This is a genomic window from Pseudodesulfovibrio sp. (assembly GCF_028692895.1).
Taxonomy (GTDB): Bacteria; Desulfobacterota; Desulfovibrionia; order Desulfovibrionales; family Desulfovibrionaceae; genus Pseudodesulfovibrio.
This window is the reverse complement of record NZ_JAQUWN010000052.1, coordinates 1-23588: the sequence shown is the minus strand read 5'-3', so window position 1 is coordinate 23588 and position 23588 is coordinate 1. Positions and strand designations below refer to the sequence as shown.

22 protein-coding genes and 1 tRNA gene are annotated in these 23588 nt (G+C 64.2%); 14 read left to right on the top strand and 9 right to left on the bottom strand.

Annotated elements, in window-relative coordinates; translation table 11 throughout:
• From PHP91_RS12640 to PHP91_RS12625, 4 genes are all read right to left on the bottom strand, one after another.
• Nucleotides 1–598, bottom strand: a 598-nt coding sequence (locus PHP91_RS12640; RefSeq protein WP_300141129.1) for a hypothetical protein, incomplete at its 3' end; no start/stop codon positions are given.
• Nucleotides 599–608: 10 nt separating this feature from the next.
• A complete protein-coding gene (locus PHP91_RS12635) occupies nt 609–983 on the bottom strand; it encodes a hypothetical protein (RefSeq protein ID WP_300141126.1) in 375 nt (124 codons plus the stop codon).
• Nucleotides 984–985: 2 nt separating this feature from the next.
• Complete coding sequence (locus PHP91_RS12630) at nt 986–1312, bottom strand: hypothetical protein (RefSeq protein ID WP_300141123.1); 327 nt, start codon at nt 1310–1312, stop codon at nt 986–988.
• Nucleotides 1313–1643: 331 nt separating this feature from the next.
• Nucleotides 1644–1720 (bottom strand) — tRNA-Pro (locus PHP91_RS12625).
• A 238-nt stretch (nt 1721–1958) separates the two neighbouring features.
• Here PHP91_RS12625 and PHP91_RS12620 point away from each other — a divergent pair.
• From PHP91_RS12620 to PHP91_RS12600, 5 genes are all read left to right on the top strand, one after another.
• Entirely contained in the window at nt 1959–3032 is a 1074-nt protein-coding gene (locus tag PHP91_RS12620) for a chemotaxis response regulator protein-glutamate methylesterase (protein ID WP_300141120.1), read from the top strand.
• A 40-nt stretch (nt 3033–3072) separates the two neighbouring features.
• Entirely contained in the window at nt 3073–5010 is a 1938-nt protein-coding gene (locus tag PHP91_RS12615) for a HEAT repeat domain-containing protein (RefSeq protein WP_300141117.1), read from the top strand.
• A gap of 9 nt (nt 5011–5019) precedes the next feature.
• The gene (locus tag PHP91_RS12610; protein ID WP_300141136.1) at nt 5020–5892 is read left to right on the top strand and encodes a CheR family methyltransferase; all 873 of its coding nucleotides are present in this window, start codon (nt 5020–5022) and stop codon (nt 5890–5892) included.
• A gap of 122 nt (nt 5893–6014) precedes the next feature.
• Nucleotides 6015–6383 (top strand): response regulator, encoded by a 369-nt coding sequence (locus tag PHP91_RS12605; RefSeq protein WP_300141114.1) that lies wholly within the window; start codon nt 6015–6017, stop codon nt 6381–6383.
• An 81-nt stretch (nt 6384–6464) separates the two neighbouring features.
• Complete coding sequence (locus tag PHP91_RS12600) at nt 6465–9458, top strand: chemotaxis protein CheA (protein ID WP_300141111.1); 2994 nt, start codon at nt 6465–6467, stop codon at nt 9456–9458.
• Nucleotides 9459–9530: 72 nt separating this feature from the next.
• Here PHP91_RS12600 and PHP91_RS12595 read toward each other — a convergent pair whose 3' ends face one another.
• Nucleotides 9531–10448: a hypothetical protein gene (locus PHP91_RS12595; protein WP_300141107.1), complete on the bottom strand. Its 918-nt coding sequence runs from the start codon at nt 10446–10448 to the stop codon at nt 9531–9533.
• A gap of 190 nt (nt 10449–10638) precedes the next feature.
• Between PHP91_RS12595 and ybgF the strand changes: the two genes are divergently transcribed.
• The 9 genes from ybgF to PHP91_RS12550 all read left to right on the top strand — a co-directional run bounded on the left by ybgF (nt 10639) and on the right by PHP91_RS12550 (nt 19730).
• Nucleotides 10639–11541 (top strand): tol-pal system protein YbgF, encoded by a 903-nt coding sequence (gene ybgF / locus PHP91_RS12590; RefSeq protein WP_300141104.1) that lies wholly within the window; start codon nt 10639–10641, stop codon nt 11539–11541.
• Nucleotides 11542–11604: 63 nt separating this feature from the next.
• Complete coding sequence (gene dprA, locus PHP91_RS12585; protein WP_300141101.1) at nt 11605–12894, top strand: DNA-processing protein DprA; 1290 nt, start codon at nt 11605–11607, stop codon at nt 12892–12894.
• Nucleotides 12895–12909: 15 nt separating this feature from the next.
• Nucleotides 12910–13182, top strand: coding sequence for a TMEM165/GDT1 family protein (locus PHP91_RS12580; RefSeq protein ID WP_300141098.1), 273 nt, complete (start codon nt 12910–12912; stop codon nt 13180–13182).
• Nucleotides 13183–13265: 83 nt separating this feature from the next.
• Entirely contained in the window at nt 13266–13667 is a 402-nt protein-coding gene (locus tag PHP91_RS12575; protein ID WP_300141095.1) for a hypothetical protein, read from the top strand.
• A gap of 2 nt (nt 13668–13669) precedes the next feature.
• Nucleotides 13670–14506, top strand: a complete 837-nt coding sequence (locus PHP91_RS12570; protein ID WP_300141092.1) for an HDOD domain-containing protein — start codon at nt 13670–13672, stop codon at nt 14504–14506.
• A 376-nt stretch (nt 14507–14882) separates the two neighbouring features.
• Nucleotides 14883–17210: a methyl-accepting chemotaxis protein gene (locus tag PHP91_RS12565; RefSeq protein WP_300141089.1), complete on the top strand. Its 2328-nt coding sequence runs from the start codon at nt 14883–14885 to the stop codon at nt 17208–17210.
• Nucleotides 17211–17317: 107 nt separating this feature from the next.
• On the top strand, nt 17318–18280 hold the full coding sequence (locus PHP91_RS12560; protein ID WP_300141132.1) for a diguanylate cyclase: 963 nt from the start codon (nt 17318–17320) through the stop codon (nt 18278–18280).
• Nucleotides 18255–19199 (top strand): tyrosine recombinase XerC, encoded by a 945-nt coding sequence (xerC, locus tag PHP91_RS12555; RefSeq protein WP_300141086.1) that lies wholly within the window; start codon nt 18255–18257, stop codon nt 19197–19199. Before PHP91_RS12560 ends, xerC begins: the two co-directional genes overlap by 26 nt.
• Before the next feature lie 24 nt (nt 19200–19223).
• Complete coding sequence (locus PHP91_RS12550; protein ID WP_300141083.1) at nt 19224–19730, top strand: peptidylprolyl isomerase; 507 nt, start codon at nt 19224–19226, stop codon at nt 19728–19730.
• Between the two features lie 50 nt (nt 19731–19780).
• On the opposite strand, the gene PHP91_RS12545 is transcribed toward PHP91_RS12550, so the two are convergent.
• The 4 genes from PHP91_RS12545 to PHP91_RS12530 form a co-directional block, all read right to left on the bottom strand.
• Nucleotides 19781–20896 (bottom strand): nitronate monooxygenase, encoded by a 1116-nt coding sequence (locus PHP91_RS12545; protein WP_300141081.1) that lies wholly within the window; start codon nt 20894–20896, stop codon nt 19781–19783.
• A gap of 87 nt (nt 20897–20983) precedes the next feature.
• The gene (gene lhgO / locus PHP91_RS12540) at nt 20984–22177 is read right to left on the bottom strand and encodes an L-2-hydroxyglutarate oxidase (RefSeq protein ID WP_300141078.1); all 1194 of its coding nucleotides are present in this window, start codon (nt 22175–22177) and stop codon (nt 20984–20986) included.
• A gap of 3 nt (nt 22178–22180) precedes the next feature.
• Nucleotides 22181–22624 carry a PPC domain-containing DNA-binding protein gene (locus PHP91_RS12535; protein ID WP_300141075.1) on the bottom strand — a complete coding sequence of 148 codons (444 nt, stop codon included), beginning with the start codon at nt 22622–22624 and terminating at the stop codon, nt 22181–22183.
• Nucleotides 22625–22635: 11 nt separating this feature from the next.
• The coding region (locus tag PHP91_RS12530; RefSeq protein ID WP_300141072.1) for a PD-(D/E)XK nuclease family protein at nt 22636–23588 on the bottom strand (953 nt) is incomplete at its 5' end.

The window sequence follows — 23588 nt, the reverse complement described above, 5'->3', positions numbered from 1 at the left end:
CCTCCGTAATATCCGGGATGGCTTCCTGGCCGGTCATCTCAAACCCGGCTTTGTAGACTGTTGCTGGGTTGACGATCGGCGAACGGAGACATTTTTTCGCGATGGCCTCGTAATGCTCGATAGAATCGAGCGATGCGACGCGGCCGGTATATTTAGCGATGTGGCGACCGTGAACGGTGTCGTCGAGGAGGCAGGTGGCAGAGGCGTCGGTCGTCAGTACGGCCGGATGGCCGAGATCGTAACCTGGGAGGTCGTGGAGATGGACTGTGCCGTATGACTGGAGGATGCGGAGCTTTTTCATCAAGTCGGTGATGTCCAGGCCGTCCCACAGCAAATGATGCGGCCGGATTCCACCAGGGATCAGGCCTTGGTGTTTGAGGGCGTTGACCTTGTTGCCAAACTCGTTTGTCGTCATCCCAGGGGTTGAGATCTGTAGGAAACCAGCACGGAGATTGATCTCTGCGGCCATGTCATCGGGGATGGAGAATAGCTCCGGCCACGAACAGAGAATCTCTTGTTGGAACGCGTCGTTTTTGTCGATTTCGCAGTTCTCCAGCGACCCTTGGCGGCGTGATCTCCGTATCAGTTTTTTGTCCATTTTCCTCTCCTTACATTTCATCGACTGCTGTCCGGAGCGTGTCTCCGAGCTTCTTTTCCCTTGTCCGCCATGACAATCTCGCACCTGTGAAGATGTCGAAAACAACGGCGCGTTTTTCAGAACGCTGAACAGCATCGTTGTGCACTTTAATAATATGTGCCGGCGCATCGACTGTCGGTTCCCATCTCCCGACGTGAAAAGTGACGTAATGAAGGGAACCGCCGTCTGGGAGGAATTCGGCGACGACATCGCCGCTATCTTCGAGATAAAGTCGAATCCCCGAAAACAGTTCGGACATTGAATACCTGGCGGTGACACCGGACCTTATCAGCTCGGAGAAGATCGTCTCGTCGAGAACGACGTGTTTCCTGCTTATTTCGCACATAGTTAGCACTCCCTGCTGACGAGGAATTCGAGGAGACTATCCTGGCTTTCAAACACATCGTCCCTCGACAGCGCGATTTCAGACGGCGTTTGCGGGTCAGTCGTCATCAGCGACTCGTGTGTGTCGAATCCTGCGAACACCCGGCCAACATGGCCACCGCTAGGAAACTTTGAAATCTGGAGATGGTAGAAAACAGCCCCCGGAACAGCTACAAGGACCTCGCTGATGACGAGATCGTCCACCTGCGGCAGCGCCGCAATCAGCGACCGCCGATCCTCTTCTGCCGCAATCCGTTCAATCTCCGCCTCTAAAAAGTCTTGAATCCGCATCAAACCCCCGTCGTTTGCGGTTACCGGCCAGAACGGCCATGAATCAAAATCATAGCTCGATTCTGTTAGGCGTCAACGAGGAAAAAGAAACAAAAAAAGAGGTTAGACTCTTCTCTGTGGTTTCGGGAGGTTGCGGTGGGAGGCGTGGGGCATGGGAGGAAGACTTGGTGGAGGACTCGGGTAATCTCGGCCGGAAAGGGAATGAAAAAGAAAAAATGGTGGTGGACCAAGAATGGTACGTATCGAGATATATCCGACGTGCTTGTCGGATAAAAGTGTAGGATAAAAGAAAAGGGCACTTACAGCTTTTGCCGTAAGTGCCCGTAATCTCTGGTCGGGATGAGAGGATTTGAACCTCCGATCTCTGCGTCCCGAACGCGGCGCTCTACCAGACTGAGCCACATCCCGTGTGCGTGAGAGGGGTGTTTAGCCCAGAGGATTTCAAAAGGCAAGGCAAAAATCATCTTCCTCGCAAGATGATAGACAAACTATCCGAATCTGCCTAGGATGACTTATTGGCGAATTTACTTTAATAATTACTCCGGGACGCTCCGCCCGCTCTTGCGGGATTATTGCGATGCCTGCTCGTCCGCCGACTCGTGGCTCACGCGGTTTGCGCACAGAGAATGCCTAAGGAGATGGATGCGTGATAAATGTTCTAGTCGTGGATGATTCGGCCTTCATGCGCAAGGCCATCAGCACGATGCTCGACAAGGACCCGGAAATCAAGGTCGTCGGCATGGCCAGGGACGGACAGGAGGGGCTGGAGCTCGTACGCACGCTCAACCCCGACGTCGTGACCATGGATATCGAAATGCCCCGCATGGACGGACTGACCGCCCTCAGGCACATCATGATGGAGTCGCCCAGGCCCGTCATCATGGTCAGCTCCCTGACCACCGAGGGGGCCGAGGCCACCCTCAAGGCCATGGAGCTCGGGGCAGTGGATTTCATTCCCAAGCAATTGTCCAAGGTCTCCCTCGACATCATCAAGATCGAAAAGGACCTCATCGACCGGGTCAAGACCGTGGCCACCCGCCGCATGCGCCATTTTCGCGCCCGCGCCGCAGCCGCTCCGGCCGCCGCCCCAAGGCCGGCCGCGATGCGTCCCGCCCCGAGGCGCATGCCGCCCGTCGGGGGGCGTCCCGTGCACGACGTGGTCGCCATCGGCGTGTCCACGGGCGGGCCGCCGGTGGTGCAGAAGATCCTGTCGTCCCTGCCCGAGGACTTCCCGGCGGGCATCGTCATCGCCCAGCACATGCCGGCCGCCTTTACCGGTCCCTTCGCCAAGCGCCTCGATTCCGTGAGCAGGATCTCGGTCAAGGAAGCGGAGAGCGGGGACATCCTCAAGCCGGGGCACGCCTTTGTCGCGCCGGGCGGCAGGCACATCGTCCTGGACCAGAAGATCAGCCGCATCGAGGTGGTCGTCACCGACGAACCCAGGGATGCGCTTTACAAGCCGTCGGCCAACGTGCTCATCGGGTCCGTGGCCGCCGCCGTGGGCAAGCGCGGCCTGGGGGTCATCCTGACCGGCATGGGCAGCGACGGGTGCGAGGGCATCCGCCAACTCAAGGAGAGGGGCGGCCGGGCCCTGGCCCAGAGCGACTCCACCTGCGTGGTGTACGGCATGCCCAAGGCCATCGTGGACGAAAACCTGGCCGACGAGATCGTCGATCTGGACGACATGGCCGATTCCATCCTCGCCAATCTCTATAAATAGCCGGGATTGGCCACCGTTTCGCACAGGGGGAGCAGAGCGTATGACGGAATGCGAAAAATATATCGAGTTGCTCAAGAGCGACGACAACGAGATCGTTCGGGACGGCGCCTTCAAGGCGGGTGAACACAACTGCGTCGAGGCGGTCGAACTGCTGGCCGGGTTGCTCCAGACCAACCATCTGGGCATCCAGGAGGCGGCCGACAGCTCGCTTCGCAAGATCGGAGGCAAGGAGACCGTGCGCGCCGTGCTGCCGTACCTGCGTTCCGACGAGGCGCCGGTCCGCAACCTGGCCATGGACATCCTGCGCGAGGTCGGCTGCCAGGACCTGCCGTCGCTTATCGCCCTCATCCATGACGAGGACGCGGACATCCGCATCTTCGCGGCCGACATCCTGGGCTCCACCGACAACGTGCTCGTCGTGGAGCCCCTGTGCGACGCCCTGCTCAAGGACCCGGAGGTCAACGTCCGCTACCAGGCCGCCGTCAGCCTGGGCGAGCTCGGCAAGCCCGAGGCCTCGCCGTGCCTGAACAAGGCCATCAACGACGAGGAGTGGGTGCAGTATTCGGTCATCGAGGCCCTGACCAAGATCGGCCACTCCAGCTCGGTGGACGCCCTGGTCAAGGCGCTGGATTCCGCCTCGGACCTGGTCGCCTCCATGATCATCGACTCCCTGGGCGAGATGGGCAACGTCAAGGCCGTGACCATGCTGCTGAAGCGCATGGACGACTCGCCCACGGCGTTGCGCAACAAGATCGTGGTCGCCGTGGTCAAGATCCTGGGCGGCAAGTCCCTGACCCTGCTCAAGCCGGACGAGCGCGAGAAATTTCGTCAGTACCTGCTGGTGGCCCTGCGCGACGAGGACGACGAGGTCCAGGACGCGGCCATCCAGGGGCTGGCCTACGTGGGCGGTGAAAAGGCGTCCGAGGGCATCCTGGGGATCGCGGGCCGGCTGGACCAGGACCGCGACCAGGAACGGCTCGGCGTCATCATCGGCTACCTGGCCCAGATCGGCGTGACCGAGGCCCTCAAGACCGGGCTGCTCGGCGACGATCCGGACCGGGCGCGTGTGGCCGTGCAGGTCTTTTCGCAGATATCGCCAGCCCAGTGCGAGCATGAGCACGAGGTCTGCGAGGTGCTCATGGACGCCTTCTGGCAGGTGGCCCTGCCCATCCAGCGCCAGATCGTCAGCGTGGCCGCTTCGCGCGGGAACATCGAGAGCAAGGACTTTTTCATCAAGATCCTGGATGAACACACCGACGGCACGGTCCTCAAGAGCGCCGTCTACCTGCTGGGCGAAAAGCTGCGGCTGGCCGAGGTGGCCCCGAAGATCTTTCCGCTGCTGCACCACCAGTACGACGACGTCAAGGAGGCCGCCCTTGAGGCGTGCATCGCCATCGGCGGAGACGAGGTGCGGGAACGGTTCGTGGCCATGTCGGCCAGCGACGATCCGGTGGACCGGCTCATGGCCGTCTACGCGATGGGCAAACTCGACGCGGCGGGCAACATGGACATCCTGACCCAGGCCCTGGAGGACGAGATCCCGGACATCCGCAAGGTGGCGGTGGAGGCCCTGGCCTCCGCGTCCGGCGAAACCGACAAGTGGCGGCCGCTGGTGCTCTCCAAGCTCAACGACGAGAGCAAGGACGTCCGCCTGACGGTCATTGAGATCATGGGCAGGTATTTTGGCGACGACTTCGTGCCGCACCTGATCGACTCCCTGAGCGACGAGGACGACTGGGTCAAGATTCGCGCCGTGGGCGCCCTGGGCGAGCGCCGGAGCAGGGAGGCGATCCCGCGCCTGGTGGAACTGCTCGAAAATCCCAACCGGTTCCTGGTAATCAAGGCCATCGAGGCCCTGGGAGCCATCGGCGGCACGGCCGCCTTCCGGGCGCTGCTGGAAGTGACCAACAGCGATGAATACGAATTGGTGAGCGCCGCGGAAGAGGCCATCGCCAACATTCAAGAGTCTCAGGAGTAGATGGACTACATGGCTTCCCTGTTTTCAAAAACCATATCCCTGGGCAAGGAACTCAAGATCGCGGATCAGGAGTTCGCCAACCTGCGGGATTTCATCTACGAGCAATGCGGCATCTATATTGCCGACAACAGGAAGTACCTGCTGGAAAACCGGCTGGGCAACCGGCTCAAGCAGCTCAACCTCAAGGATTTCGAGGAATACTACAATTATCTCCGGTACGACGCGGGCAAGGCCCAGGAGATGAAGAAGCTCTTCGAGGTCATCACGACCAACGAAACGAGCTTTTATCGCAATCCGCCACAGTTGCAGGTCTTCCAGGAGAAAGTCCTGTCCGAGGTCGTCCGCCAGAACGGCGACAGGAAGAAGCTGCGCATCTGGTCCGCCGGATGCTCCACCGGCGAGGAACCCTACACCATTTCCATGATAATCCACGAGATGCTCAAGGCGGAGATCGCCTCCTGGGACATCCGGATCACGGCCAACGACCTGTCCGAGCGGGTCCTGGAATCCGCGCGCCGGGGCGTCTACAACGACTACACCCTGCGCAGCACGCCCAAGGAGGTGGTCGACCGCTACTTCGACGTGGAGGAGGGGCAGAACAGGGTCAAGCCCGAGGTCAAGAAGCTCGTCAACTTCGGCCAGATCAACCTCAAGGACAAGATGCAGCTCAAGAGGGTGGAGCGGTCCCAGATCGTCTTCTGCCGCAACGTCATCATCTATTTCGATGACGCCATGAAAAAACAGGTCATCAACGCATTCTACGACAATCTGTTGCCGGGGGGATACCTCATCATCGGGCATTCGGAGTCGCTGCACAACATCACGCGCGCCTTCAAGCCCATCCATTTCCCCGGGGCGATCATCTATAAGAAGGAAGAGTGAGTCTTTGCTATCGGCGGTATTGAACAGGGGCGGCGTCCGGGGATGGCGCGGGTCCCGCACGGGAATGACCGGAGGGTATGTCGGCAGTCGCGTGTTCACGAGAACTGGAATCAGGGGGTAACATGGCTAAGCATATTCTAATCGTAGACGATTCAAAGACGGTAAGGAACCTTGTGGCCTTCATCATGAAGAAGGAAGGGTTCAAGGTGACCACGGCCGAAGACGGCTTGGACGGGCTGGAGAAATTCTACAGCTCGGCGGCCGTGGACCTGATAGTATCCGACGTCAACATGCCCCGCATGGACGGCCTGACCTTCATCAAGACCGTGCGCGAGCAGGATGCGTACAAGGACATTCCCATCGTGGTTCTTTCCACGGAAGGGCAGGACAAGGATATTCAAACCGGTTTGACTGTCGGCGCCAATTTGTACATGGTCAAACCGGCGCAGCCGGAGAAGCTGGTCCGCAACGTCAAGATGTTGCTCGGCTAGCCGGTTGCCCATGTCGTGTAACAGAACGAAATGTTCCGTCCCGGCGCGAGGCGGGGCGGTGTGGAATTCCCGAGGTAGTCGATGAATCAGGATTTTATCGATCCGGAAATATTGTCCGACTTTTTCGTTGAGGCCAAGGAGCATCTGGAAACCATCGAGCCCAACCTGCTCGAACTGGAGAAGGCCCCCGACAACCTCGGCCTGCTCAACGAAATCTTCCGCCCCATGCACTCCCTCAAGGGCGCATCGGGTTTTCTCGGCCTGAACAAGATCAACGGCCTGGCCCATAAGGCAGAGAACATCCTGGACGAGCTCCGGCAGGGGTCCATGCGCGTGACCGGCGCCATCATGGACCTCATCCTTTCCGCCACCGACGCCCTGCGCGTCATGGTGGAGAACCTGGAGAACAGCGGAACCGAAGGGGACGTGGACACCGCCCCCATCATCGCCCAGATCGAGCTGGCCCTGGCGGGCGAGCTCTCGGGCGAGGGCTCGGGCACGTTTTCCACCCAGCCGGCCGCCGCACCGGAGCCCGAGCCGGCCGCCGTCCCGGAGCCCGAGCCGACCCCTGTCGCTTCACAACCCGAGCCCGCCGCCGAGGCGGACGAGACCGAAGGTGCAGATATGAGCCCCGCGTTCCAGCCGGTTCCGGACCCCGATTTCGACGACACCCCCTACGTCCTGACCACGGTCGGGGAAGGGCACCTGGCCGACTTCCTGGAGGAGGCCCACGAGATCATCGAGAACCTCAACCGCTGTCTGCTGGCCCTGGAGGGCGAGGTGGACGGTTCGGACGAGCTGATCAACGACACCTTCCGCTATTTCCACAACCTCAAGGGCAACAGCGGCATCATCGGGTTCAAGGAACTCAATTCCCTGACCCATGAGGCCGAGACCCTGCTCAACCGCGTGCGCAAGGGCGACATGGAGTGCAGCCAGGGCCTCATCGATCTGCTCCTGGGAGCCGTGGACCTCATCGAGGACCTGATTTCCAAGGTGGACCTGGAGACCAACCGCGTCACTCCTGTGGACACCAGCGTCATGGTCCAGTTGCTCCAGAAGGTCACCGAGGACGGCAATGTCGCGGCCGTGCAGGGCCTTCTCTCCTCCGAGAGGGGAGCAGGGGCGTCCGCCGCCGAACCCGCTACGCCCGCCCCGGCCGGGGAGGCTGCGCCCGCCGTTGCGCCCTCGTCGGAGTATGACCCCGAGGATGTGGCCCTCTTCGTCCAGACCATCAAGCAGCAGCTCGAAAGCGCGGCCGTGGCCCTGGGCATGCTGCGCCAGGACGCCGGACAGCCCGAGATCATCGACGGACTGTTCCGGGCCTTTCAGACCATCCAGAATTCCGCCGGATACATGGGCCTGGAAGAGCTCAAGCAGTATGCGGGCCGGACCGTTGGCCTGGTGGACCAGGGCCGCAAGAGCGATATCGATTTCGGCCTGATGCTGGACATCCTGGATCAGGAATTCGCCATTTTGAAGGACATGCTGCTCGAAGCCATCGTCGGGATCGCGGGCGAGCCCCTGGATGACCCCACCGTGAACCTGGCCATTCCGAACGCGGCCCCGGCTGCGGCCAAACCGGCCCCGGCCGCGCCAAAACCGGCGGCCAAACCCGCTCCGGCAGCCTCCGTGACGCCCAAAACGGCTCCCGCGCCCAAGGCGGCGGTCCCGGCCCCGGCCCCGAAACCGGCCGCCGCTCCCGCCGCGCCCAAGCCTTCACCCCAACCCGCACCCAAGCCCGCCGCACCGGCGGCCAGGACGCCCATGTCGAACGCAGCACCCGCAAAGGCCGCTCCGGCCGGGGCTCCGGCCCAGGCGCCGGCGAAGCCCAAGGCCTCCAGCACCATCCGCGTGGACCATCACAAGCTCGACCACCTGATGAACGTCATCGGCGAGCTCATCATCAACCGAAACCGCTACGCCATGCTCGCCCGCGCCCTTGAGGAAGGGCACGAGGAAGTCCATGTGGTCGCCCAGCAACTGACCGAGACGACCTACGCCATGGCCCGCATCTCCGACGACCTGCAGGACACCATCATGAAAGTCCGCATGGTCCCGGTCCAGACGGTCTTTTCCCGGTTCCCGCGCCTGGTGCGCGACCTGAGCCGCAAGAGCGGCAAGCAGGTCGAACTGATCCTGGAAGGCGAGGAGACGGAATTCGACAAGTCCGTGGTCGAGGAGATCGGCGATCCCCTGGTGCACCTGGTGCGCAACGCCGTGGACCACGGCCTGGAGGAAGAGGAGGAGCGCATCGCCGCCGGCAAGAAGCCCAAGGGCCATGTCTGGCTGCGCGCCTACCACAAGGGCAACTCCGTGGCCATTGAGGTCGAGGACGACGGCCGGGGCATGGACCCGGAAAAGCTCAAGCTGGTGGCCATCCGCAAGGGCATCATCTCCCCCGAGGAGGCCAACGCCATGGACGACCGCGAGGCCCTCGACCTCATCTTCGCGCCGGGATTCTCCTCGGCCGAGAAGGTCACGGACATTTCGGGACGCGGCGTGGGCATGGACGTGGTCAAGACCAACATCAAGAACCTCAAGGGCAGCGTGAACACCCAGTCCGAGGTGGGCAAGGGCACCAAGCTGACCCTGACCCTGCCTCTGACCCTGGCCATCATCGATGCGCTCATGGTCCAGGTGGGCGGCGATACCTACGCCATCCCGCTGGACGCGGTATCCGAGACCACCAAGATCGAAACCCACAAGCTCTCGGACGTGAACAACCGCAAGGCCGTCACTCTGCGCGGCGAGGTCCTGGGCGTGGTGGAGCTTTCCGAGCTCCTCGGCATGGAGCAGACCATGGACGAGCGCGACGTGCTGCCCATGGTCGTCATCCAGGACAACGACCGCCGCCTTGGCCTGGTGGTGGACCGCCTCCTGGAGCGCCAGGAGATCGTCATCAAACCGCTCGGCCAGTACCTGAACAACTTCAATCTCAAGGGGCTCTCCGGTGCGACCATCATGGGCGACGGCTCTGTGGTCCTGATTCTGGACCCGCACGAGATTTACGCCCTGTCCACCCAGTTGGGCCGCAGGGAGCCTTCCTCCCAGCCCGCGCTCAGCTCAAAATAGGCTGGCGGAACAACAATGCAAAAGGCCGGGAGGATGTCCTCCCGGCCTTTTTTTGTCAGAATTTCTTGGCTGTTAGAGCATGGACATGAAGTTGACGAACAGGGTCACGCTCAGGGTGTGCATGATCCAGAGCAGGGCCAGGGCCAGAAAACAGAGCCCCTTGAGCCGGAGCGGGGTCTTGCTCCGGGCCACGACGAGCCAGAGCGCGGCGCAGACAAGGCCCAGGACCGCGACGCCCAGCCAGACCCAGCACAGCGGCGTGCCAAGAGTCATGGTCCGGAAGGTCTCGGGCAGTACGGCGAAGAGCCAGCCCTGGCAGACCAGAAAACCGAGCATGGGAATCACCGCCCAGCGGGCGGCCAGGGGCAGGGAGAAATTGTAATAGTCGCGGCCGAAGTCGTCGCGGTTGCGCCGCAGGACCAGGTAGGCGGCGGCCAGCCCGGCCGCGCAGGCCACGGAGAGCAGGGCGTACATGACCGCCAGGGGCAGGGCCATGGGGTGGCCGAAGAGGGAGTCCGCCGCGCCGTCGGGACGGTTGAGCATCAGCTTGGCAGGGACGGCCAGGGCCAGGGCGGTCACCGAGGCCACGGCCGCCAGGAGCCCGAGCGCGATGTGCGCTCCCTTGGCCTGGCGCATGGCCTTCCAGGTGGAGAAATGGATCAGCCCGGCCAGCAGGAAGACGGCGCAGGCCACGGCCGCCTCGATGAATACCGCGCCCGGCGCGATGAGCCGCTCGGCCAGTTGGGGGAAGCGGAAGTAGACCACGGCGCAGGACGCGCCCCAGACCAGGATGAGCAGGACGAGCAGGAGGCGGCCCATGGCCCCGGCCTGCTGACCGAATTTGTCGTAGAAGATGCGTTTTTTCGATTTGGCGGCCAACTCGCCGAGCACCGCGACGACGGGGCTGCCGAAAGCGCCCATGCCGAGCAGGCTGAAAAAGGCGGGGGCCAGCAGCGTGGCCGCAAGCGCCAAGGTTTCCTGGCTGTTCATGACGTGCGTTCTCCGGATTGGATTGGCGGCGGCCTGACGGCCTCCGCGTGGGTTATTTGCCTGAAAAACGCGGCGCGCGCAAGGTGCCGGTTCCAGCAGAAGGAGCACGGATGCACACGATTTCTTGCAAAAAATTCCCTAATCGCCTATCTCTCATGAAACACGTCAATACGAGATGGGAGTTCGCCGCATGTCATATTCGAAGCTCATCCTGCTCGCCGTGACCGCCGCCCTGGTGATGGGCTGCACGGCAGCCAAGCAGGACTCCGCCGCCAAAGCCAGCATCGAGTGGCGCATACAGAGCCTGGAGGAGAGCTTCCTGAACTTCCGCGAGGAGCAGCGGCGGCAGGCGGACAAGTCCGCCGAGGAAAACCAGGCGGTCCAGAAGAAGCTCGACGATATGCAGGCGTCCATCGAGGCCCTCAAAGGCGACGCGGGGGCGGCTCCGGACGACATGGCCGCCGCCCCGGTACAGGGGAAGGAATGGACCAGCGACCTTAAGCCCGACGAAGGCGGCTGGGTCGAGGGCGGGAACGCCCCGGCTCCGGCGCAGGCCGCCCCGGTCCCGGCGGTGGCCCAGAGCGGCGAGGCCAAACCCTGGGCCACGGTGCCCGGCCCGCCGCCCGTGATCCCGGAGCCCAAGGTCGTCGAGCGCGAGAAGCCCGCTCCCGCGTCCAAAGCCGCTCCCAAGCCCGCGCCCGCCCCGGCCAAGGCCGTCGGGCCGCAGGGCATGTACGACGCCGCCTACGCCCGGTACGAGAAGAACGACTTCGAGGGCGCGCGCAAGGCCTTCGACCAGTTCCTCGGCAAGTATCCCAAGAGCAGCCTTGTGCCCAACGCCCTTTATTGGAAGGGCGAAACCTATTACTCTCAGAAGAATTACCCCCAGGCCATCCTGGCCTTCAAGGAGGTCACCGGCCGTTTCCCCAAGCACGACAAGGCTGCGGCGGCCCTGCTCAAGATCGGCATGTCCTACGACCGCGTGGGCGACCAGGACAACGCCATTTTCTACTTGCGGGCCCTGATTGAAGATTTCCCAGGCTCCACCCCCGCCGTTCTCGGCCGCAAGGAGCTGACCCGGCTGGGCGGTTAGCCCGGCCAAGCCCCGACGGGCCGGAATCGCAGCGCTTCCAGCCCGGCCGGACCGGTCCGCAGCATGGATTTCCAGAAAGAACACTTCGCCTGCCTCGCCCTGAAGCACACGCCGGGTCTCGGGCATCGGTCCTGCCGACGTCTGGTTGACCATTTCCCCAGTGTCTATGAGGCGTTGCGCGGATATGCGTCCTGGCCCGGCCTGGAGATCGAGTTCCGCTCCCTCAAGCGGATTCTCACGGCGTGCCGGGCGGAGGCGTGGCGCGGGGAGGCCGAGGCCGAATACCACAAGGCCAGGGAGGCGGGCATGGCGGTCGTCACCTGGTTTGACCCCGCCTATCCCGCCGCGTTGCGCGACCTGGACGACCCGCCGCTTCTGCTGTACGTGCAGGGGGACCTGAGCCTGCTGCACAACCCCTCGCTGGCCGTGGTCGGCGCGCGCGACTGCACCTCCATGGGGCTCGACGCGGCCCGCCGGATCAGCGGCCAGCTCTCCCGCATCGGGATCACGGTCATTTCCGGCCTGGCCCTGGGCATTGATCGCCAGGCGCATCTTGGCGGACTGTCAGGATTGGGCTCCTCCATCGCCGTCCTCGGCTGCGGGCTGGACGCGGACTATCCTCAGGGCAACCGCGACGTCCGCGCCGTCCTGGAACGCAAGGGGCTGGTGGTCACCGAGTTCGGGCCGGGCGTCGGTCCCCGGGCCGAGCATTTCCCGTTTCGCAACCGGATCATCAGCGGGCTTTCCCTGGGCGTGCTGGTGGCCGAGGCCGCCCACAACAGCGGCAGCCTGATCACCGCCCGACTGGCCGGGGAGCAGGGCCGGGACGTCTTCGCCCTGCCTGGGCCCCTGGGCAGCCCGACCTTCACCGGCTGCCACCGGCTCATCAAGCAGGGGGCCTCCCTGGTGGAGTCGGCGGCCGACATCGTGGAGATCCTGCGTTACGATTTCGCCCGCCAGTTGGAGGGCGTGCCCGATCCCGTCCCGGACGGGGAGATCGAGGCGGGGGCGGGCGTCGACCCCGTGGCGGAGGACGCTTTCGGGGCCGAAGCCGCGCCTGAAAAGCGCGAGGCGCCGTCCGTCCCGGCCGCGAAACCGGCGGAGAGGCCCGCCGGCTCGGTCCGGTCCAGGCGGAAGCGGTCGGCCGCGCTGGAGCGTGAGGCCGCAAGCCTGGATGGGGAGGAAAGAGCGGTAATGGATTTACTCGAAGGTGCCGAAAGGATGCACATCGACGTCCTTGGCCGGGAGCTGGGCTGGCCCGCCCACCGGGTGAGCAGGATTTTGATATTGCTTGAAATGCGTGGACTTATCCAGCAGATGCCCGGCATGTGGTATCTGGCCAAGGAAGATTGATCGCAAGGAGACGACATGGATTGGAAATTGTTGGCGACCACCTTTGGAACGCTGTTCGTGGCCGAGTTGGGCGACAAGACGCAGCTCGCCTGTATGCTCATGACGGCCAAGACGCAGAAGCCCTGGACGGTGTTCCTGGGGTCCTCGCTGGCCCTGGTGCTGGTCAGCTTTCTCGGGGTGATGTTCGCCCAGTTCATCTGCCAGTACGTGCCCACGGACGTCATCAAGAAGGTGGCGGCCGTGGCCTTTGTGGTCATGGGGTGCCTTATCTTCTTTGACAAGATATGACCTTGAACCCGCGTCGGGACGTGTGTAGATTGCCTATTTGAACAGAATGCGGCGGACGTAATCGTTTTTCGGGCGGCGGACGAATGCAGAAGATACCCATTGATCTTGCCAGGCCGGGCATGAAACTGGCCAGGGCCGTGACCAGGGAAAACGGCATGACCATCATGGCCGAGGGCATGGAACTGACCGAGAGCCTCATCTCGCGCCTGGAGAACATGAAGGTCGACCGCATCACGGTGCAGGGCAATCCCGTGGACATGGGCGGCGCTGGGGCCGGCACGGTCTATGCCGAGCGCATCAAGCGGCTCGACCACCTCTTCCGCCGTTACGGGGGGGACAAGTGGATGATGCGGGTCAAGGACCGCATGGCCCAGTATTTCCGGATCAAGGCGGCGGCCCAGGAGGCCCGGCGCAAGGCCATGGAGGCCTTGGACGCCGAACCCGGGGACGGCGCGAACGGCGCCAACGGCGGGAATGGGCAATAGCCATGGCGGAAGATCTCAAAACAAGCGTCAAGGGAGAGATTCTCTCGGTCAAGGACCTGCCGACGTTGCCCCACGTCCTGGAGGAGGTGACCAAGCTCGTTGAGGACCCGGACGCCTCCAGCGACGCCATCGCCAAGGTCATCGCCACGGACCAGGTCCTTTCGGCCAAGGTCCTCAAGATGGTCAACTCGCCCATCTACGGGTTCCCCGGCCGGATCAGCTCCATCCAGCACGCCCTGGTCCTCCTCGGTTTCAACGTCATCCGGGGCATCATCATCTCCACCTCGGTCTTCGACATGATGGAGCAGAACATGAAGGGGCTGTGGGAGCACAGCCTGGGCTGCGCCACGGCCTGCAACATCATCGCCCGCCGGGCCGGGTTCGAGGACCCGGAGGAATACGCCGTGGCCGGGCTGCTCCACGACCTGGGCAAGGTGGTCACGGCCGTGCAGTTGCCGGACCTGCACAGGACCGTGCTGGAGACGGTGAAGGCCAAGGACCTGACCTACTTCCAGGCGGAGAAGGACGTCATGGGCTTCGGGCACGACCGCATCAACGCCTGGCTCGCCCGGCACTGGGGGCTGCCGCCCAACATCCGCGAGGCCATGGCCCGCCATCATGCGCCGCAGTTGGCCCAGTTCTACAAGCCCATGTCCTGCGTGGTCCATATCGGCAATTTCCTGGTGCGGCTCTTCGAGTTCGGCAACTCCGGGGACGACCAGACGTCCTATCTGCGTCCGGAGGCGCTCATGGAACTGAAGCTCAAGATGTCCGACCTGGACCGGGTCATGGACGAAATGGCCGACCAGTTCCTCGAAGTGTCCGACGTGACCTTCTAGCCGGGGCGGTGCAACGCCCGGCGGAAACGGCGTCCCCCATTGCGCCGGGCCCCTTTCCGCGCCATTGATGCCCTCTTTCAATGGTTGACTGGGCAACCGGCCATGTTTATTGTGCGAACTGTCAATATTGCAGCCGATATCGGTCAGGATGTGTAAAGACCCAGCACGTTGATCCGTCCGGGGTGGAACAGTCAATGGGGCAGGCGGTGCGCCTTGCCTTTTCCCTCCGTTCGCATCCAGGCGACCGACCGGCATCACTATCTTTTTTCAGAGAGGGGATTTTATGTTTTCCTATTTTCGCAGGCGGTTGTCTTTAAAACTGCTTGTTCCGCTGTGCCTGGTGATTGTGGCCGGCGTCGGGGGGCTCGTTTGGGTGGTGACCGATTCCACCCTTGTCCAGGCCGGGGACAGCGCCATGCAGACGGCCAAGGGACAGGCCGTTTCCAGCGCCAGCGCACTGGCCGTTTTCATCCAGGATCAGGTGGTCATGGCCGAGGTGCTGGCCCAGCAGCCGTCCATGATGTCCGCGGTCAAGGGATCGCCCTGGATGGCCCAGGCGGCCTGCGGCAAGATCGTCAAGGCCAATCCCAACCTCTGGGGTCTCGCGGTCTTCGACAAGACCGGCAAGGTGGTGACCGGGGCCAATGCTGACGGCGCGGAGCTCAAGGGCATGGATTTCAGCGCCAACGAGTACGTGAAGAAGGTCCTGTCCGGCGAGGGCGAGAAGGTCGTCGATTCCTCCGTGCACAAGCCGGACTACGCCAAGTCGCGCATCTTCGCCATCGGCGTGCCCATCAAGAGCATGTCCGGCGACGTGGTGGGCGGCATCGTTCTCTTCGCCTCCTGGGACGCCTACATCCGGCAGTTCGTCGAGCACGTCAAGATCGGCAGGACCGGCTATGGTTTCGTCCTGGATCGCGAGGGCCGCTTCATCCACCATCCCGACGCAAAGCTTTTCGGCAAGAGCGCCGAAGGCCTGGATTTCATCAGCCAGGCCCTGGCCGAGAAAAAGACCGAGGTGCGGTATGACTGGAACGGCCAGGAAAAGCTCATGGCCATCGCCACGGACCCGTTTTCCGGTTGGACCGTCTGCATGAGCGTCGTGGCCGAGGACATCGTCTCCACGGCCAGGGAGCAGGCCCTGTTGATGGAGATCATCGGCGGCGGCCTGATCGTGGTGGTCATAGCCCTGTTGCTTTTCATGCTGCGCGTTTTCGTCTTCACGCCCATCCGCAGGACCATGGCCATGGCCGACGAGACGGCGCGCGGCGACCTTGAGCGGGTCTACGAGGTCCGCGACGGCGACGAGATCGCACGGTTGCAGGGCGCCCTCATCAATATCCGGCGCACGGTCCGCGCCCTGACACAGGATTTCGCCGAGGTGGCGGGCAAGATCGAGCAGGGCTACCTGCTGGCGCGCGGCAGGGCCGATGGGTGCGAGGGCGAGTTCGCCCGGCTCATCGAGAATACCAATTACATGCTCGGCGGGTTGGTCAACCTGCTCGACGAGCTGCCGTTGCCGCTCATGGCCATCTCCCCGGAGCACACCATCCGCTACATCAACAAGGCCGGGGCCGCGGCGGGCGACGTCGCCGCCGCCTCGTTGCTGGACACCACCTGCTCCGCCCATTTCCGCACGGGCGACTGCAAGGGCGGCAACTGCGCCTGCGAGAAGGCCATGCGGGGCAAGGAGATGGTCTTTTCCAGGACCCAGGCCCACCCCGGCGGGGGCGAGATGGAGATGGACTACTTCGGCATGCCGCTCCTCGACAGCGAGGGCAACGTCCTCGGCGCCATGAAGGTCGTCATGGACCAGACCGAGATTCGCCGCGCCCAGAAGCGCATGCAGGAGACGGCCGACCAGGCGGACCAGGTGGCGACCATGCTTTCCGCCGCGTCCCAGGAACTGACCGCCCAGGTGGGGGAGACCTCCTCGGGCGCGCAAAAACAGAAGGTCATGACCGAGGAGGCCGCCACGGCCATGGAGCAGATGAACGCCACCATCGTGGAGATCGCCCGCAACGCCTCCGAGGCGGCCCACAGCGCCGAGCTCATGCGCGGCAATGCGGGCAAGGGCGGCGAGGTGGTCTCGGCCGTGGTCGATTCCATCGAGACCCTGCGCGGCCGCGCCCGGAAGGTGGACGAGAACATCCGCAAGCTCGGCGGCGAGGTGGAGGCCATCGGCGCCATCATGACCGTCATCACTGACATCGCCGACCAGACCAACCTCCTGGCGCTGAACGCGGCCATCGAGGCGGCCCGTGCGGGCGACGCGGGCCGGGGCTTCGCCGTGGTTGCCGACGAGGTGCGCAAGCTGGCCGAAAAGACCATGGCCGCCACCCAGGAGGTGGGCGACGCCATCCAGGGCGTCCAGAACGGCACCCGCCGCAACCTGGAGGCCTTCCAGAGCGCCACCGAGGCCATTGACGAATCCACCCGCCTGGCCTCCCAGGCTGGCGAGGCCCTGACGGACATCCAGGAAATGGCCCGGGTGGCCGACGACCAGATCCGCAACATCGCCACCGCCTCCGAGGAGCAGGCCGCCACCACCAGCCAGCTCAGCCACAACGTGGACGAGGTCAACGTGGTCTCCGACGGCATCGTCGGCGCCATGACCGAGTCCACCACCGCCGTGGCGGAAGTGGCCCGGCTGGCCGAAGACCTCAAGCAGATCATCACCCGCATCGGCGGGAATCGCGGCTGATCCCACCGGGATCGCTGCCGGAAATGACGATAAAACCCCCTTCGGGCCATCCGGTCCGGAGGGGGTTCCGCTTTGACCTCCCGGCCGGGTGGTGCTAGATGTGGTCCATGAGCCAGGCCCCCGCACCCTCCCTGTTCCAGCGCAAACAGACCGCGTTCCTCCTCTCCCCGGACAAGCCCTTCGCCGAGATGCTGCGGTCGCTGTGGCCGCCGGAGGTCATCGAGTTCCGGGTCTTCGAGGTCGGCGTCACGGCCATCGAGCATCTGTTCAATGATCCCCCGGACCTGCTGCTGGTGGACAACCGGCTGAAGGACATCTCGGGCCGCGAGGTGGCCAACCTGGTCAAGAGCGAGAACGTCTACCGTCAGCTTCCGGTGGTCATGTGCGTCGATCCCATCGACGTGGAGACCCCGTGGAACTGGAACGAGGTCGAGATCGACGACTTCCTTGTGCGTCCCTTCAACCCCTCGGAGGTGCGCGACCGCATCAACCTCACCCTGTGCCGGGCCATGCGCGCCCTGGACGCCAACCCGCTCTCCAAGCTGCCGGGCAACACCTCCATCATCCAGCGCATCCAGCAGCTCGTGGACAGCCGGGCGGACTTCGCCCTGGCCTACTGCGACCTGGACTACTTCAAGTCCTACAACGACAAGTACGGGTTCTCGCGCGGCGATGAGGTGCTGATGATGTCCGCCCGCATTATCGTCAACACCATCCGCAGTTACCAGGGCGGGCTGAGCTTCGTGGGCCACGTGGGCGGCGACGACTTCGTCTTCATGTTGCCGCCGGACACGGTGGAGGAGGCGTGCAAGCGCATCATCAAGGCCTTCGACGAGATCGTGCCCCATTTCTACGACCCCGAGGACCGGGCGCGGGGGAACATCACCTCCGTGGACCGCGAGGGCAACACCAAGGTCTTCCCGCTCATGGCCATCTCCATCGCCGTGGTGGTCAACACCGAAGGGCGGCTCAGGCACTACGGCGAGGTTTCGTCCATCGCCATGGGCCTCAAGAAGAAGGCCAAGGAAAATCCCAAGAGCAGTTATGTCATCGACCGTCGGCAAGCGTGACGAATCCGGCGGCTACGTCCGGGGGTTCCTGGCCCATCTTTCGGTGGAGAAGGGGTATTCCGACGCCACGGTCCGGGCCTACGGCACGGACCTGGAGCAGTTCGACGAATACCTGGCGCGGGTGAAGGGCTCCCTGGAGAAGCCGGGCCGGATCACGCGCGACCACGTGCGCGGCTTCATGGCCGAGATGCACCGCCAGGCCCTGTCCAAGACTTCCATGGGCCGCAAGCTCTCCAGTCTGCGCGCCTTTTTCAAGTACCTGATGCGGCACAAGGTCGTGGCCAAGGACCCCATGTTCGGCCTGCACAATCCCAAGCAGGAGAAGCGCAACCCCCAGGCGCTCAACGTGGACCAGGCCGTGTCCCTTATGGAGGCGGCCGTGGAGCCCGATCCCGAGGGGCTGCGCGACATCGCCCTGGCCGAGGTCCTCTACGGCTCGGGCCTGCGCATCAGCGAGGCCCTGGACCTCGACCTGAACGACGTGGACTCCGACCTCATCCGGGTCACCGGCAAGGGGAGCAAGGAGCGCATCGTGCCGCTCAGCGACATGGCCGTGAAGCGGCTGCGGCGCTACATGGAGCAGCGCCACGCCCTGCTGGGGGACGACTATTCGGAGCAGGCCCTGTTCCTGGGCTCGCGCACGGGCGCGCGCCTCAACCGGCGGCAGGCCAACCGTATTGTGGAGCGGCTGGCCAAGCTGGCCGGGCTGCCCACGGACGTGCATCCGCACATGCTGCGCCACAGCTTCGCCACCCACCTGCTGGAGGCCGGGGCGGACCTGCGCAGCGTCCAGGAGCTCCTGGGCCACGAGCGGCTGACCACGACCCAGCGCTATACGCATCTGGACATGCAGCGCCTCATGCAGGTATACGACCGGGCGCACCCGAGGTCCAAAGACGACGCGGACCCGGAATCCTGACAACCCATCCCACGGAGCCAAGCCATGGAAAATCCCCTGGTCCTGCTGGAAACCCCGGCGGGCGAGATTCTGATCGAACTGTTTCCGGACAAGGCGCCGGAGACCGTCGCCAACTTTCTCAAGTACGTGGACGACGAATTCTACGACGGCACCCTGTTCCATCGGGTCATCCGCGACTTCATGATCCAGTGCGGCGGCCTGACCTTCTCCATGCAGGAGAAGGACCACCGCGACCCCATCAGGAACGAGGCGGGCAACGGCCTGAAGAACGTCAAGGGGAGCGTGGCCATGGCCCGCACCGGCGATCCGCACAGCGCGGCCGCCCAGTTCTACATCAACGTGGCCGACAACCCGGACCTGGATCACACCGGCGAGAGCGACGAGGAGTTCGGCTACTGCGTCTTCGGCGAGGTGGCGGACGGCATGGACGTGGCGCTGAAGATCAGCAAGTCCAAGACCCGCAGCTACCAGGGCTTCGACGACGTGCCGGTGGACCCGGTCTCCATCATCTCCGCCCGCCGTTTCGAGTAGGGCGGCGGAACAAGGACGAAAAAAAGGCCTCCGCATGGAGGCCTTTTCATTTACTTGCTTTCGTCGGTTCCCCGGAACCGTTCGAACTCGTCCTTGAGGGAGTTCACCAGTTCCTTGACCGTGACGATCTTGTCCACCAGGTAGGCGTTGGCCCCGGCGAAGGCGAAGCCGTTCTTGAGCTTGCCCCGGTAGGCGTTGACCAGAGCCTGGGCGATGCAATAGGGCGATTTTTCGGCTTGGCAGCTATGCAGGCATTTGTAGATGCACTTCTTGGGCTTTTTCAGGCCGGTGGAGACGGCGTCGAGGAAGGCGTTCTTGAGCGCGCGGCCGGGCATGCCCACCGGGCTCTTGATGATGGTCACGTCGTCCTTGGTGGCGTTGATGTATGCGCGCTTGAAGGCCTCGTCCGCGTCGCACTCCTCGGTGGCCACGAAACGGGTGCCCATCTGCACGCCGGACGCGCCCAGCTCCAGGAAGCGGGCGATGTCCTCGCCGGTGTAGACGCCGCCGGCCGCGATGACCGGGATGTCCTTGATGTGCTTCTCGCGATACGGGGTCACCGCTTCGATGACGTCGGCCACGATGCGCTCAAGCTGGTATTCCGGCTGGTCGAGCTGCTCGGGCTTGAAGCCGAGGTGCCCGCCCGCCTTGGGGCCTTCGACCACGAAGCCGTCGGGCAGGTAGTCGTACTTGCCCGTCCACTTGCGGCAGAGGATGGAGGCGGCCCGGCCCGAGGAGACGATGGGCACCAGCTTGGTGCGCAGCTCCTTCCCGAGCTCGGTCTTCATCTCGCGCAGGTAGCCCGGCAGGTCCAGGGGCAGACCCGCGCCGGAGATGATGAGGTCCACGCCCTCGCGGATGGAGGTGCGGACCATGTCGCTGTAGTTGGTCAGTGCGCACATGATGTTCACGCCGAGCAGGCCGTCGGTCATCTTGGCCCGTGCCTTGCGGATCTCCTCGATGAGGCCGCGGCGGTCCGCGCCCTCGGGGTCCTTGGCCCGGTGCGGGTCGCGCATGCCGATCATGGAGGTGGCGATGACGCCGATGCCGCCCTCGTTGGCCACGGCGCTGGCCAGGCCGGAAAGGGAAATGCCCACGCCCATGCCGCCCTGGATGATGGGCAGCCTGGCGGTGAGGTCACCGAAGGAAAGGGTGGGGAGTTTCATTTTGCAATACCTCGTGCAGGAAAGAATAGTAGTCCTTTGCGCCCCTTTTGGGGCCAAGTCAAGGCAAACAGCGGTTTTAACGTATCGTCATGACAATATGACGTATTTTTCCACCACCATTTCGGCGAAGGCCAGGGAGCTGGTGAAGGCCGGGGAGATGGAGTTGAGGACGTGGACGGTGTTGCCTTCCTTCTGGACCAGGAAATCCATGACCAGCTCATGGTTGCGGATGTCCACCAGTTGGGGGCGGATGCCCGCCTTGTCGCAGGGGATGAAGTCGTTCGGGGTGATGTGGCGCACCAGTTTTTCCGCGTCGCGGTAGAAGTATTTGAAGAGGTACTTGCGGGGTTCCTCCAGGGCCACGGCGCGGAATTTCGGGTTTTGGATGAAGAGCTCGGCGTCGCGCAGGAGGATGGCCGCGAACTCGGAATCGACGCCTTTCAGGATGCCGTAGTTCTCTCGTCCCAGCGCCGGGATGGCCGTGGGGCCGACATAGACGTCGCCGTGCACGGACCGGGTGAAGTGGACGCCGAGGAACGGGTTGCGGATGTTGGGCACCGGGTAGATGGAGCCCTTGATCTTGTCGGCCGCCGGTTTCTTGAGCTTGTGGTAGATGCCCTTGAAGGGCAGGAGCCGGTAGTCCTTGGCCAGGCCGAAGGCCTGGGCCACGCGGTCGCTGTAGGCCCCGGCCGCGTTGATGAACAGGGAATAGCCGATCTCTCCCTGGCTGGTCGTCACCTTGTTCCGCCCGGCAGAAAGGAACCGGGTGTTGAAGAAGAAGCGGACCTTGCCCGAGGTCTCCAGCTCCTCGCGCATGGCGGCCAGGATGGCCTTCGGATCGACCACGGCGGTGAGCGGGGAGTGCAGGGCGCGCTCCACGGTCTTCGCGTTGGGTTCGAGCTCGGCCAGTTGCCGCTGGTCGAGCATGTGGACCACGGCCCCGTTGGCCTCGGCCCGCCGCTTGAGCTCGTCCAGGGTCGGCAGCTCGGATTCGTCGCGGGCCACCACGACCTTGCCCGAGGTGAAGAGGGGCAGGCCGCGCTCCTGGCAGTAGGCCTGCATGCGCTTGTTGCCCTTCAGGCACATCTTGGCCTTCATGGTGCCGGGATCATAATAGATTCCCGCATGGAGCACGCCGCTGTTGCGGCCCGAGGCATGGCGGCCGGGCCGGTCTTCTTTCTCGAAGATGATGATGTCCCTCGCGCCCCGGCCGAGCAGCTCTCGGGCGATGGTCATGCCGACGATGCCCGCGCCGCAGATGACGATTTCGGCGTTGTACATGAGCTACTCCTTGGCGAGCAGGGCCAGGCCGCTCGCCGGGTCGGTCCGGCGCAGCATGCCGGAGTCCAGGATTTCCAGGATGACGACCTCGCCCACCAGCCAAACGTCCAGGCCGGGGCGGATGCACCCGGCGTGGGTGCGGCCCTCGCGGCCCAGGGCGGCGTGCATGTGCAGCACGGGCGCGCCCGATTCGTCGGAAAAGATGGTCCCCACGGCGGCCGCCTCGTGGGCCCCGGTGATGGGAAGGAGGATGGGGTCGATGACCGGGGAGCCGTCGTCCCTGGGGCCGACCACGATGTCGCCTCCGCCGATGCCGCCCAGCAGGGCGCAGAAGGCGGATTTTATGCCCTTTTGCCGGGCGAATTCCTCGATGGCGTCCGGCACGCGCTCGCCGGTCTCCAGCCGCAGGGTGAAGACGCGGCCGATGCTTCCTTCGCTGTATTGCATGATGATTCCCTTTAGGCCCCGCAGGGGGCCTTGAAGTCGCAGTATTGGCAGTGGCGTCCGGGGTTCGGCTCGAAGCGGGGGGCCGCCAGCAGGCGGCCGACCAGGAAGCCGATCAGGTCGGGAATGTTGGCCGCAAGGGCGCGTTTCCGGTCTCCGTCGTCCGTCCCGTCGCCGAAAAGGTACTTGGTCTCCCCGTCCTTGGCAAGGAGCACCAGCCCGGCGTCGCGCGGAACGTCCCGCCCGCACAGGCCGTAGAGATGCAGGTAGGCGGGCAGTTGGATGGAGCCCAGGGAGTCGCGCAGGTCGCGCAGCAGCAGGCGTTCCCCGGTCTCGTCCGGGTCGCCGCGCATCCGGGCCCACAGGTCGTCGTCGCGCCAGAGCGACGCCTTGGGCAGGGGGGCGCCGCCGGTCTTGTAGTCCAGGACGAGGATGCCCTCCGCGCGCTGCTCGATGCGGTCCAGCTTGCCCTTGAAGGGGATGGCCAGGCCGTCGACGTCGAGGATCGCGTCCAGCTCCCGCTCCAGCCCGAGGAGGGTGGCCGGTTCCTGGGCCTCCACGAAGCGGGCCAGGCGGCGTCGGCCGGATTCGGCCAGGGCCAGCCGGGTGTCGAGCGGCAGGGCGCGGAAATCCCCGCTCGCCTCCAGCCGCTCGCGGAAAAGGTCCAGGAGGGGCAGCGGGTCCATGTCCGGGCCCACGCGCAGGCCGAGGCGCGGCTCGAAGTAATCGTGCAGGGCGTCGTGGACCAGGGTGCCGAACGCGCCCCGGTCGCCTTCCTCCTCCACCCTGGCCAGGGGCCGGACGCCGGAGAGATAGCTGTAGAAGAACTGTTTGGGGCAGGCCAGGTAGCGGTCCAGCGACGAGGGCGACAGTCCGTGCTCGCGGAGTTTTTTTCGCAGGCTGTCGCGGATGGCGTCCGTGACGCCGATGGCCGGGGCGTCGGCGCGCAGCGCGCCCGATTTGAAGG

Coding starts and splice junctions, on each gene's coding strand:
- PHP91_RS12635 (WP_300141126.1), bottom strand. CDS start 983: ATGTGCGAAATAAGCAGGAAACACGTCGTTCTCGACGAGACGATCTTC.
- PHP91_RS12630 (WP_300141123.1), bottom strand. CDS start 1,312: ATGCGGATTCAAGACTTTTTAGAGGCGGAGATTGAACGGATTGCGGCA.
- PHP91_RS12615 (WP_300141117.1), top strand. CDS start 3,073: ATGACGGAATGCGAAAAATATATCGAGTTGCTCAAGAGCGACGACAAC.
- PHP91_RS12610 (WP_300141136.1), top strand. CDS start 5,020: ATGGCTTCCCTGTTTTCAAAAACCATATCCCTGGGCAAGGAACTCAAG.
- PHP91_RS12605 (WP_300141114.1), top strand. CDS start 6,015: ATGGCTAAGCATATTCTAATCGTAGACGATTCAAAGACGGTAAGGAAC.
- PHP91_RS12600 (WP_300141111.1), top strand. CDS start 6,465: ATGAATCAGGATTTTATCGATCCGGAAATATTGTCCGACTTTTTCGTT.
- PHP91_RS12595 (WP_300141107.1), bottom strand. CDS start 10,448: ATGAACAGCCAGGAAACCTTGGCGCTTGCGGCCACGCTGCTGGCCCCC.
- ybgF (WP_300141104.1), top strand. CDS start 10,639: ATGTCATATTCGAAGCTCATCCTGCTCGCCGTGACCGCCGCCCTGGTG.
- dprA (WP_300141101.1), top strand. CDS start 11,605: ATGGATTTCCAGAAAGAACACTTCGCCTGCCTCGCCCTGAAGCACACG.
- PHP91_RS12580 (WP_300141098.1), top strand. CDS start 12,910: ATGGATTGGAAATTGTTGGCGACCACCTTTGGAACGCTGTTCGTGGCC.
- PHP91_RS12575 (WP_300141095.1), top strand. CDS start 13,266: ATGCAGAAGATACCCATTGATCTTGCCAGGCCGGGCATGAAACTGGCC.
- PHP91_RS12570 (WP_300141092.1), top strand. CDS start 13,670: ATGGCGGAAGATCTCAAAACAAGCGTCAAGGGAGAGATTCTCTCGGTC.
- PHP91_RS12560 (WP_300141132.1), top strand. CDS start 17,318: ATGAGCCAGGCCCCCGCACCCTCCCTGTTCCAGCGCAAACAGACCGCG.
- xerC (WP_300141086.1), top strand. CDS start 18,255: ATGTCATCGACCGTCGGCAAGCGTGACGAATCCGGCGGCTACGTCCGG.
- PHP91_RS12550 (WP_300141083.1), top strand. CDS start 19,224: ATGGAAAATCCCCTGGTCCTGCTGGAAACCCCGGCGGGCGAGATTCTG.
- PHP91_RS12545 (WP_300141081.1), bottom strand. CDS start 20,896: ATGAAACTCCCCACCCTTTCCTTCGGTGACCTCACCGCCAGGCTGCCC.
- lhgO (WP_300141078.1), bottom strand. CDS start 22,177: ATGTACAACGCCGAAATCGTCATCTGCGGCGCGGGCATCGTCGGCATG.
- PHP91_RS12535 (WP_300141075.1), bottom strand. CDS start 22,624: ATGCAATACAGCGAAGGAAGCATCGGCCGCGTCTTCACCCTGCGGCTG.